The organism is Microcystis sp. Msp_OC_L_20101000_S702 (assembly GCF_007095705.1).
Lineage (GTDB): Bacteria > Cyanobacteriota > Cyanobacteriia > Cyanobacteriales > Microcystaceae > Microcystis > Microcystis ichthyoblabe_A.
In genome coordinates this window covers 1-11,072 of the sequence record NZ_SFBO01000039.1, presented here as the reverse complement: position 1 = coordinate 11,072, position 11,072 = coordinate 1, and the positions used below count along the sequence as shown (strand labels likewise).

At 47.8% G+C, this 11,072-nt stretch carries 11 protein-coding genes and 2 pseudogenes; 2 read left to right on the top strand and 11 right to left on the bottom strand.

Annotated features, from left to right (window positions below; translation table 11 throughout):
• Positions 1 to 109, top strand: a pseudogene (locus EWV60_RS04595) (IS630-like element ISMae24 family transposase); the annotation flags it as partial.
• 118 nt (positions 110 to 227) lie between these two features.
• On the opposite strand, the gene EWV60_RS04590 reads toward EWV60_RS04595, so the two are convergent.
• The 5 genes from EWV60_RS04590 to efp all read right to left on the bottom strand — a co-directional run bounded on the left by EWV60_RS04590 (position 228) and on the right by efp (position 4,057).
• Positions 228 to 827, bottom strand: coding sequence for an ATP-dependent Clp protease proteolytic subunit (locus tag EWV60_RS04590; protein ID WP_002734165.1), 600 nt, complete (start codon positions 825 to 827; stop codon positions 228 to 230).
• Positions 828 to 862: 35 nt separating this feature from the next.
• Positions 863 to 1,549, bottom strand: coding sequence for an ATP-dependent Clp protease proteolytic subunit (locus EWV60_RS04585; RefSeq protein ID WP_002733425.1), 687 nt, complete (start codon positions 1,547 to 1,549; stop codon positions 863 to 865).
• A 139-nt stretch (positions 1,550 to 1,688) separates the two neighbouring features.
• Complete coding sequence (locus EWV60_RS04580; RefSeq protein WP_287231298.1) at positions 1,689 to 2,675, bottom strand: zinc-dependent alcohol dehydrogenase family protein; 987 nt, start codon at positions 2,673 to 2,675, stop codon at positions 1,689 to 1,691.
• A gap of 163 nt (positions 2,676 to 2,838) precedes the next feature.
• The gene (gene accB, locus EWV60_RS04575) at positions 2,839 to 3,333 is read right to left on the bottom strand and encodes an acetyl-CoA carboxylase biotin carboxyl carrier protein (protein WP_287231296.1); all 495 of its coding nucleotides are present in this window, start codon (positions 3,331 to 3,333) and stop codon (positions 2,839 to 2,841) included.
• Between the two features lie 166 nt (positions 3,334 to 3,499).
• The gene (efp, locus tag EWV60_RS04570; RefSeq protein ID WP_002732990.1) at positions 3,500 to 4,057 is read right to left on the bottom strand and encodes an elongation factor P; all 558 of its coding nucleotides are present in this window, start codon (positions 4,055 to 4,057) and stop codon (positions 3,500 to 3,502) included.
• Between the two features lie 175 nt (positions 4,058 to 4,232).
• On the opposite strand from efp, the gene EWV60_RS04565 reads away from it, so the two are divergent.
• Positions 4,233 to 4,550: a DUF3067 family protein gene (locus EWV60_RS04565; protein ID WP_002732720.1), complete on the top strand. Its 318-nt coding sequence runs from the start codon at positions 4,233 to 4,235 to the stop codon at positions 4,548 to 4,550.
• A gap of 65 nt (positions 4,551 to 4,615) precedes the next feature.
• Here the strand turns inward: EWV60_RS04565 and EWV60_RS04560 are convergent, their stop codons facing one another.
• The 6 genes and pseudogenes from EWV60_RS04560 to EWV60_RS04535 all read right to left on the bottom strand — a co-directional run bounded on the left by EWV60_RS04560 (position 4,616) and on the right by EWV60_RS04535 (position 10,871).
• Complete coding sequence (locus tag EWV60_RS04560) at positions 4,616 to 4,726, bottom strand: DUF2887 domain-containing protein (RefSeq protein ID WP_223210947.1); 111 nt, start codon at positions 4,724 to 4,726, stop codon at positions 4,616 to 4,618.
• Positions 4,727 to 4,755: 29 nt separating this feature from the next.
• Positions 4,756 to 4,992 (bottom strand): annotated as a pseudogene (locus EWV60_RS04555) (Rpn family recombination-promoting nuclease/putative transposase); the annotation flags it as partial.
• A 42-nt stretch (positions 4,993 to 5,034) separates the two neighbouring features.
• Positions 5,035 to 5,829, bottom strand: a complete 795-nt coding sequence (locus tag EWV60_RS04550; protein WP_287231265.1) for an Rpn family recombination-promoting nuclease/putative transposase — start codon at positions 5,827 to 5,829, stop codon at positions 5,035 to 5,037.
• Positions 5,830 to 5,857: 28 nt separating this feature from the next.
• Positions 5,858 to 9,304: a DEAD/DEAH box helicase family protein gene (locus EWV60_RS04545; protein ID WP_287231262.1), complete on the bottom strand. Its 3,447-nt coding sequence runs from the start codon at positions 9,302 to 9,304 to the stop codon at positions 5,858 to 5,860.
• 65 nt (positions 9,305 to 9,369) lie between these two features.
• The gene (locus EWV60_RS04540) at positions 9,370 to 9,549 is read right to left on the bottom strand and encodes a hypothetical protein (protein WP_002746635.1); all 180 of its coding nucleotides are present in this window, start codon (positions 9,547 to 9,549) and stop codon (positions 9,370 to 9,372) included.
• Between the two features lie 167 nt (positions 9,550 to 9,716).
• Positions 9,717 to 10,871 carry a restriction endonuclease subunit S gene (locus EWV60_RS04535; protein ID WP_287231258.1) on the bottom strand — a complete coding sequence of 385 codons (1,155 nt, stop codon included), beginning with the start codon at positions 10,869 to 10,871 and terminating at the stop codon, positions 9,717 to 9,719.
• Positions 10,872 to 11,072: the final 201 nt, after the last annotated feature.

Below are 11,072 nucleotides of genomic sequence, written 5' to 3'. Positions count from 1 at the left end.
ATATGAATGGATTGAATTTAGCGCCTATAAAGACCGAAAGAGCCTCCTCGCTTACGTTAAAAAAGTGCTGGACAATTTTGGAGGCGAGTATGTAATTAATTTTGCCTAGGTACTTACCCAACAGATATCCTCTTATGGGATTATCCGATAAACCGACCTACCATCTAAGGAAGTTTGTCCAATGGCAGTTAGAACAGGTTTCTCGCCTGTTCTAACCTCTGACTGACTTAAGCCGGTCTTCCCTCGACCACTTTATCGATTAAACCGTAGGCGACGGCTTCCTCGGCGGAGAGGAAATAATCGCGGTCCGTGTCTTTTTCGATGCGTTCGATGGTTTGTCCGGTGCGATTAGCCATAATTTCGTTTAATTGCTGGCGAATACGCAGGATTTCCTTAGCTTCAATGTCGATATCCGTCGCTTGCCGGCGCCCAGTTCCGCCCATGGGTTGGTGAATCATAATCCGCGCGTGGGGAAGAGCGAGACGCTTACCCGGACTACCAGAAGCCAGTAAAAATGCCCCCATAGAGGCCGCTAATCCCACACAGATAGTCACCACTTCCGCTTTGATGTACTGCATGGTGTCGTAGATGGCCATACCGGCGGTAACGGAACCCCCCGGCGAGTTGATATAGAGATAGATGGGTTTAGTGGGGTCTTCCGAGTCGAGATAAAGCATTTGGGCCACAAGGGCATTGGCTAACCCGTCGGTGACTTCCTGCCCCAAAAAAAGAATGCGTTCCACCGAAAGACGGCTGTAAATGCTAATCCACTGTTCGTATTGGCTACCCGGCAGACGGTAGGGAACTTTTGGCACACCGATAGGCATAATTGGTAACAACTCCTGCTAATTTGTAATAAATCTTAACTAACTTGGGCGAGGGGTTTCGGTAGTTCCTTGCGACTTTCGAGAACGCGATCGATTAATCCGTAGTCTTTCGCCTGTTGTGGGGTGAGATAGAAGGTGCGATCCATATCTTTCGCCAGTTTTTCGGTGGTTTGACCCGTATTTTTCGAGAAAATTTCCAACATCGTCTGTTTATTGGCGATTACCTCCTTGGCACGAATCTGGATATCGGTGGCTTGTCCCTGGGCCCCGGTGCGATTTTGGTTGAGAACAATGGTAGCGTGGGGCAAGGAGGCGCGAAAACCCTTGGTTCCTGCGGAAAGAATCATCGCTGCAGTTCCCATGGCCTGCCCGATACAGATAGTATGAACGGGAGGTTTAATGTAGTTGAGGGTGTCACAGATGGCGAAAGCTTCCGTTTCGTAGCCGATCGCGTCGCCGGTGTACCAGGATGTGCCGGTAGAGTTGATGTAGAAGAAAATCGGTTTTTCGGGATCGTCAAATTGCAGGTAAAGCAGTTGCGCGATAATTAATTCCGTCACGTCCACCCCGATATTGCGCTTGACATCATCGGAGGAAAATAAGGGCAACCCCAGATAGACAATTCTCTCTTTGAGCAGGAGAGATTCTAAGTCCGGTGGTGGTGTCCGATAGGCTGCATCCCCATAATAGGCAGTTTGTACCGCTTTAATCACTGAGTTCATCGAGTTTTTCCGTCATACACAGTATCCTGCTTTTGATTTTAACGTAATCAGGTTGACCGATTGGCAAAAGTGTAGCGGTGGTTTGCCCTCTCCCTGCTTTAACAACTTCTGCTGCTCACCAGTAGTAACAAGCAGATTTCTAGTCGATAATTAGGGCAATTTTCCCCGTCACCGCACCAGTTTCTAGCAATTGATGGGCGCTGCTAGCTGCCGCTAAAGGAAAGGTTTGGGAGAGATGAATAGTTAACTTTTTCTCATCAATTAAACGCGCCCCTTGGCGAAGAATTTCTGTTTGATATTTTTGCGCTTCTGGCAGTCCCATCAAAGCCGGGGTTAACATTAATTCTAAACTAATCCGCAAATTGCGATCGCGGGCTTCTTTCCAGCTGCCCGTAGGTTCCAAAATCGTCACCATATCGCCGTACACGCGCACCGCTCGGCAAGTTTGCCCAAAAGTTTCCCCTCCCACCGTGTCAAAAGCGACATCTACCCCTTTCCCTACGGTTTCTTGAAGTATCGCCGCGACAAAATCGGTTTGTTTGTATAAAATCGGGTAATCTGCCCCTAATTGCCGCACTAAACGCTCTTTATCGCTATTTCCCACCGTTGTATAAACTTTAGCCCCCCTCAGTTTCGCCAATTGAATCGCGACATGACCAACACCCCCGGCCCCGCCATGGATCAGGACGCTTTGTCCCGATTGCAGACGAGCGCGATCGTAGAGTGCTTCCCAAGCGGTGATTAAAACCAAAGGTACAGCGGCCGCCTCGGCAAAAGAAAGAGATTTCGGCTTGTGGGCTAGATAATCCGCCTCGATCAGGGCATATTCGGCATAATTTCCCGTGCCGGCCTTGCCCAGTCCGCCGCTACAAAAGTACACTTCATCCCCGGGGCGAAAATCCTGCACCGCCGCCCCAACGGCCTCGACAATTCCCGCCCCGTCACAGCCCAAAATGGCTGGCATTTGCTCGGGGTAAAAAGTGCCGCGTTTACGAATTTTTGTATCAATAGGGTTGACACCAGCGGCTTTTAATGCTACTAAAACCTGATGCGGTTGACTAATTTTCGGGGTGGGGACTTGCTGAAGCTGCAGGACATCCACGGCGGTCATGAGGATAGCTTTCATTCTATCTAGGGCTTGCTGAAAAAGTTTTTCCTGGGGGCAGGCATCCCCCCGCCTACCGGCACCCCCCTTATTAAGGGGGGCAGGGGGGATCAGCACCCCTTATTAAGGGGGACAGGGGGGATCAAAGACAAAATCTATCTTCTATTTAATTAGAACCACTTACTTATTCGGGATTAACCCACATTAACGTCTGGCCAAATTCTACCGGTTCACCGTTAGCGACGGCGATTTCGACGATTTGCCCGCCCACTTCCGCTTCGATTTCGTTCATCAACTTCATCGCTTCGATGATACAGACCGTTTGTCCGACACGGATCCGATCGTTTTTTTCCACGAAAGACGGTTCATCGGGAGCGGGAGCGCGATAAAAAGTGCCGACCATGGGAGAGGTAATCGCCAGCCATTTTTTATCAATAGCGGCGGCCACGGGTTCGGGGGTGGGGGTTTCCAGGGCCGGGGTGGTACCGGCGGCTACCACTGGAGGGGCAACCGGGGCTGTCACCACCGGCAAGGGAGCGGGGAGAGAACCAAGGACGGTATTAACGGTTCCTTTGCGGATATTTAGCTCCAAATCTGCACTTTTTAGGCTAAATTCACTGATATCCGTGGCTGCCAATGTTTTGATCAGTTCTCGAATTTCGTTGTAATCAATAGTCACCGCTCTGAAATCCCCCCGCAAATAAAAAGCAACAAATCCAAATTAGCACCCACCAAACCGTCGATTTTTGACATCTAGCGGCTAAGTTTTGGGAAACAGGCTAGAGAAAACTGGCTTTAGTCCTAAATCCGTCCCTAAGGCCTCATTTCTGGGCTTCTGATCACAATTATTCCCGTCCCAGATAGGAACCATCCCGGGTGTCCACTTTAATCCTTTCACCGATGGAAATAAACAGGGGAACCATCACCTGCGCTCCCGTTTCTACGATCGCCGGTTTGGTGCCACCGGTGGCCGTATCTCCCTTGACTCCCGGATCTGTATCGGTGATTTCCAAGATTACCGAGGTGGGCAATTCTACCTCTAATACTTGCTCATTCCAAAAGAGAATATTGACTTCCATTCCTTCCTTCAGATACTTGGCTCGATCGCCCATTTGTGCCGGGGTGAGAGTTGCTTCCTCAAAAGTCTCCATGTCCATGAAGACAAACTGATCGCCTTCTTTGTAGGTGTGCTGCATGGTGCGCTTTTCGATCGTGGCTGAGGGCAAGGTTTCCCCCGCCCGGAACGTCCGTTCTACCACGTTGCCCGTCTGGACATTTTTTAACTTGGTTCGCACGAAGGCCGATCCCTTACCCGGTTTAACGTGCAGGAATTCCACCACCCGCCAGACAGAGCCATCGATCTGGATGGTTGTGCCACTCCGAAAGTCGTTACTCGAAATCATGAAATGCTGTTTAGGCCAAGAAAGATCAACATTCTATTTTACATACTCGCCGCACCGAAAAAACTTTTTTATGGGAATTTGTCTGAATCGAAGCGCGGTGAACTAACCTAGGGGCAGCAGCTAAAAGTAAGTTAGAATTAATTGACTGACTGACATCTGAGAAGCGATATCAACCATGACGGGTGTGGACTTACAGCAATTATTACTAGAAAAATGGGGTCGTTCCTACGATATCCAGCTACGACGCATCAAAGATAAGGTTCATGTCCAGGTAATGTGGAAATATCTCGAACAAGCTTCTTTTCCCCTCTCCGAGTCTGAATATCTGGAACATCTCAATGCGATCGCCAATTATCTCCACGAATGGGGTGGTGTTAGTCAATTTCAAGCTTTTATCCGCGAAACCCGCGAGCGTCCCCGTCTCGGTAAAGCGGTTAGTCTGCCCCTAGATCTGGGTGAAAGGGCATCGGAATGGCTGATCAGTGATCAGTGATCAGTTATTACAATTACATTATCGAAATTTGTGGGTATTACTCGAATATACTAGCATTACTGGGATTATTGGATTTTACTAACATTGAGAATACTTAAACCAGGGAGTTGAATTAATTCAAAGAAGATAGAGGGGAATGATTGAAAGAGTTGATAAAAAATCGTGTCAGTTTTCATGCTTTTATTCTAAAAGGCGATCGCTTTTTTTATGTCCCTTTTTGTATAGCTCTAACCTGTTCAACCTCTAACTCTAAGGCGGATGCGACTTGCTCAACGCTTAACCCTAGGGCTAACAAACGAGGAACAGCCTCTAGTGCTTTGTTTAGTCTGCCTTCCTGACGACCTTCCTGACGACCTTCCTGACGCGCTTCCTCGCGCACATCTTGAAAATACTGAGTTTGTTTTAATTCATCTAAACTAAACATAGTTTCTATCTCCCGACGATAGGATTAACAGGACTTCCTAGACATAAGGACAGAAGGAGATTATCTCCCTTTTTGTATAGCTCTAACCTGTTTAACCTCTAACTCTAACGCGGATGCGACTTGCTCAACACTTAACCCTAGGGCTAACAAACGAGGGACCGCCTCTAGTGCTTTGTTTAGTCTGCCTTCCTGACGCGCTTCCTCGCGCACATCTTGAAAATACTGAGTTTGTTTTAATTCATCTAAACTAAACATAGTTTCTATCTCCCGACGATTGAGAAGCGGTAACTTATAAACGAGAATCGTCTCTATTAATTGTAAGAGTTCTTGGGGTTTTTGGTCGGGGGTTAATTCTTCTCTCACTCTTTGGATTAATTTTCGGGTGCTATCAATCGCTTTTGCTTTAGATAGGGTGATTAATTGGACTGTAGCTAAACCAATCGAAGTTTGAGGAATGTTTTCTAATTCATTCAGATAAATCCGTCTCACTCGCTCGGAGTTGAGGAGTTCCCGATAGCGTTGAACTTTATCGGTTTCTACTTGAGGGTTAGGATAGACAATCACACCCCGCCAATCATTGGTTAAGTCAGTTTTACTGAGATATAAGAATATTTCGGTGAAAAAGCGCTGATAAAAAGCCTCATCTTCTTGAAATTGTACCTCACAGAAGTAGATAGGAGTCTGGGGGTGATTATTTTGAGGTAGAAAGACTCCATCAAGACGAAAGGAAAGTTGTTTGACTTCCACTGAGTCAAAGCGGTAGTTATTGGCTTCGCTGATAGGGAGTTGAATTAATTCAAAGAAGATAGAGGGGAATGATTGAAAGAGTTGATAAAAAATCGTGTCAGTTTTCATGCTTTTATTTCTTCATCCGCGCTTGTTCTTAAACCGCATCAACGGACTGGTTAAACGATCGCAAAATCGAGACGATCCGATCAGCTTCCTGATCATTAAACATCCCATCTAGCCCTTCGGGATGGTTATCGGTAAAGGGAGGCTCGTAGAGCGCCCCCGGATTCATAATTCCGTTTTTAGTGAGGATATCGATGATATTTTCGATAAAACGGATTTGATTGGCCGAGAAGTTTGTCCCCTGCAAATAACGGGCAAAAGCTTGTTTAGCCGCCTGGCGTGCCGCTACGCGGATCCCTGCGGGATCGAGTCCGACGATTTCCCGGATCAGGAGCTTGAGGCTTTTTGTCTGGCCAAAGACCTCCTCAAAACGCTGACGGCTCTCAATTTCTGCGGCCGAAAATAGCATCTCCTCTAGGGCAGATAAATCCGTCTCCGTTAGGGGGATATTGCGCTTCAGCTTGGCAATTGCCACGTGATCCTGATGCTGACGGATATAGGCCTCCACTTTCCGGCGATACTGTTCGCGACTAAAACCGGTCTGATGGGTGGGAATATCGACAATCTGCACCTCTCCCATCTCATCGACAAAATCGGTGATCACGATTTGCTGCTTTTGGCGATCGATAAACTTGACCAGATCCCGGACACGCACCCGAATCCCCTCCACCATTGACGGCGTTGCTCTGGTCCACCAGCTTTCGTCCTGCACCTCGCCAATAAAGGCCAATTGCCCCTTAATCATCGGGATATCGGGCTTAGTCTCCAGTTGACCGAGAATATCCCGCACTTTGTCCCGCAATCGCTCATAACTACGGTCGGCCTTGAGAATGGCTAATTGCAGTTTCACACAGAGAAGATCAAATTCCTTGGCCAGGGGGTCCTCATTGGGCAGACTATTGGGTAAACCGGCCAAGGAGTCGGCAATGGTGGCCGCGTCCTCCTGACTCAGGTTGTTCCAACGCTGACGCTGACTAAAGGTTTCCACCTGCGGCAAGCGACGACGCACGAGGAAATTATCCCGGGGCATGGTGGCGATGTGTTGATGGAGTGCATCGAGCAAACTCGTGTATAGGTCGCCGGCCCGCTCGACTTTGTAAGTAGAGGACTGCTCTCTTGCCCTAGGTGTCGCGCTTGGCTTGGAGGGAGCGAGGCGGGTTGCCAACTCGAGGCGATGTTTAACTAGGCGACTGGTGAGGCTTTCGGGTATTTTCTGGCTTGTTTCATCGATATCCTGCTCGAAATACTCGAAATTCCCGCAGAGGTCAAAGACCAGAAACTCGGTTTTATGGTTGCCAGTCCCAAACAAATCCTGACAGAGACGGGTCCCGCGCCCGATCATCTGATTGAACTTCACCCGGGAGAATACGGGCTTAAAAAACACCAAATTGACCACTTCCGGCACATCTACGCCGGTATCGAGCATATCCACCGAGACGGCCAAAATCGGTTCTTTGTTGGCTTCGCTGAAGTCATCGAGCAGACTCTGGGCGTAATTGTCGTGACTGTCAATAATTTTGGCGAAATGGCCTTTGTAGTGAGGATAGTTACTGTTAAAGCGATCGCAGATAAATTGGGCGTGCCGGTGATTACGGGCAAAAATAATCGTTTTACCCAATCGATCGCCACTGTTGACCTTTAGCCCCTGTTGCATCAATAATTCTAGCGCTTGATCCACTGTGTCGATATTTAATAACCATTGATTAAGGGCAGCCGCGTTAATTTCCTGCGGTAGTTCGCCGGTTTCCTCGTCCCGGAACTTCTCCTCGTAGTCTAGCCGCTCCTCCGGGGTTAGATCGCTGTATTTAACCCCGGTACGCAGAAACTTAAACGGCACAGTAACGCCCTTGGGGGGGACGAGGTGGCCATCCCTAACGGCATCATTTAACTCGTAGGCGAAGGTAGGCACGCCCTGGGGTAGCTGGAAAATGCGGTAGGTGTCCCGGTCTATTTCCGAGCGCGGCGTGGCAGTTAGCCCCACCAGCAGGGCATCGAAATAATCGAATATTTCGCCGTATTTCTGATAAATGGAGCGATGGGCCTCATCGACGATCACTAGGTCAAAATAACCCACCCCAAAGATTCGCCCCTCTGCATCCATGCGATCAATGGCGTTGAGCATGGTTTGATAGGTGGAGAAGATGACGTTAGCCCCCGTCACGTCTTTGCTGCGGGTCAGATCTAGGACGGTAACGCTGGGTAGATGCCGCTGAAAGGCTCGATAGGCTTGCTTTAATAGGGCATTGCGATCGGCCAGAAACAGGACTCGGTTTACCCAATTGGCGCGCTTGAGCAGTTCCACCAATGCGATCGCAGTTCGGGTTTTACCGGTTCCGGTGGCCATAACCAACAGGGACTTACGGGCGCACTTTTCTTCAAAAGTTTCGGTAATGCGGCGGATGGCCTCTTTCTGGTAGGGACGGCCGACGATATCCTCGTTAATGGCGGTGTTGCTGAGGCGTTTACGGTGGGAACGGCGGAAAATTAGCCGTTCTAGCTCGGTTTTTCGCAGGAAACCGAGGACGGGACGGGGGGGATAGGCGAGATCATCCCAGAGATAGGTTTCATAGCCGTTGCTGTAGAAAATAACGGGGCGTTGGTTGTAGTTTTTTTCTAAGCAGTCGGCGTAGAGTTTGGCCTGCTGTTGTCCGCTGTCCGGGCTTTTGCTGCTGCGTTTTGCCTCCACGAGGGCGAGGGGTTTGCCGTCATCGCCCCATAGTACATAATCGACGAAACCGCGTCCGGTATCCCCCGCTTGTTGGATGGGCATCCCCCACACCTCGAACTCTGTGGCGTTGGGGGCTTTGGTATCCCAGCCGGCTTCTTGGAGTAGTACATCGATCAGGTAGCGGCGGGTGTCGGCTTCGTTGTAGTCGTGCCGGTCAGCGATCGCTCGATTTTGGGCGAGGAGGGCATCCCGTTCGGCCCTAGCGGCTGCGAGTTCGGCCTCGGTTTGGCGCTGTTTTGCTTCGGCCAATTGGCGCAGGGCATCGCTTTGGGACAGGCGTTTTTCCAGGTCTTGCAGTTGTTTGGGAGCGGGGGGTGCGGCCGGGGGTATCTTCTGGCGATCGAAGCTAATATCGCCCAATTTTCGCCCATTCTGCCCATAGTAGCGCACCAGCCAGTAGGTGAGATGAAATAGTTCCTCGATCAGGTGCAGGGAGTCCCGTTCACTGATGAGGCTGGTATCGTGGGCGGCGTTGTTGCCGACTTTGTGGATGGTGCGAATTTTGCCGAAAAGTCCTGGTTTAAGGTTATCTTTAAAGGTTTGCTCGTGGATAAGAGCGCCTAGGCTATTGTCCCGGGGCGGTTGCAGGTAGGGGTCGTTTTCATAGAGCCAGCAGACCATTTGTTCTAGGACAAAACGGGTATAGAAGCAACTGGCCCGGGGGTTACTGAAGACTAATCCCTCCGCTTGGCTGGCATGATCGTAGATTGTCGGGAATTGATCTCGCAGGAAGGAGAAGTTTGAGTCCATATTGCGCTCCCCAGTCTATAACTTTATTATTCCCAAAGTTTTGGCTATCTCTATATTTTACCTGATTATTGTTTAACAATTGTATAAATTCTTTGAAGTCTTGGTTCAGCATTATATTTATATTGGTGGTATTGTTGGCGAATTTGTTCTAACGCTTCTAATCGTTTTTGATAGGATTGTTTTTGCCAATAGTTAAAGTCATTATTTTGCTTTTTGATGTTAACTTTGTTAATTACTTTTTCCATTATTTTACTCCAAATGTTGCCAATTTAAAAACAGCAAGTTCGGTTATTTTATCTAGGTTTTTCCCTCGTGACAGTATGAGATGATAGGAATCTTGGTTAATTGTCCAACGGTCTTTTTTAATGGCATTTACCACAAGATTATGGCAGTAATCCGCCGGCTGCCATGGCTACAGTTCCCCCCTAAATGCCCTTTGTAAAAGGGAATTAAAGAGATTTTCGGATTGTTCAAGATGCTCTACGCTGGCATTTTTAGCTTCTGTCAACTTTCGTTGAAAATCCAGATACCTTTTTTGCATCTCAATCGGTGGACATAAAACTTTTGTCGCTTTTACGTTTGAAGTGCTAATCGTATTAAGGCCAGATGTCGTTTTTCCAAATTTTGTTAATTGACAACGACCTCCCGCAGAATTAAGATATGCACTGATATAGATAGGTTCTGCTTTATCGGGATCGAGTCTGACGCGAATAAGATGGTTTTGGTGAACGCAATTTTCGATGGAACCATCCCATACAGAAGATCTTCCTATTTCCTCCTTGTTCCCATGACCTTCAACGATAAGTATATCCCCTGCTTTCATATTTATCCTTTCCAACTCAGAAGAAGTTACTCGGATGTTTTTGATTTCGTCAAGTAAAAGCTTATCTCTGTAAACATTTGCCACCCGAAGATAAGGAACTTCTAACGGCAGCTCTTTTCTTGCTGGTGTTACTTGTAATCCACCTTGTATTTGAGAAATTTTTCCTAAGTCTATAACCTCCCACCCTTTCGGATTAGTAACAGGATCACCGAACATCTCTAGGAAAGTTGATCGCAATAACTCCTCAGTCAACCGAATCGCCTCTTTGCGCTTACGTCGCACCCCATCTGCTTTATCTAAAATTGCCGCAATTCTTCGCTGTTCTTCGAGGGGTGGGAGGGGGATTTTTATTGCTTGGATTTGCTTTACTGAGAGATGTTTAACCGTCACAAAGTTGGATTTAGCCTCTATCTGCTTGAGAGGTCTAGGTAAAAAATAAAATAGATATTGATCATCGAGATTCTTTGAAGATGCAATAACGCGACAAACTCGCTGGTTTAATAAAGCTTTTCCCCCTTTCCATCTTGCACAGTTAAACTCTCCATCCATACCTATTAAAAGATCACCATCTTCTAATAAATATTTTTCATCAAAATCTTCATCAGAGTAAGTTTCAGAATAACCAGGTACTACATCTCGTATTCGTACAAGTGGCAACCCTCTTGCCTCAGAGTTAAACAAACTAGACTTGAAAGCAAAACCCGACAATATCTCAATGTAATCTCCTAGAGTCACTGTTCTCATCCCAACATCTCCTTTAATGCGTGTAAAACCTGATCAATCTTATTTTCAAACATAAATCAAACATCTTTTCGGTGGACTAAAGCGGTGGGTTACGACGGATTGTTAGATTGACTTTAACGCCTAGATTGTTGCCGTCTAACCCACCCTACTATGAACTCTTCTCCCCCCTTTTTAAGGGGGGTTGGGGGGGATCGAATGGCG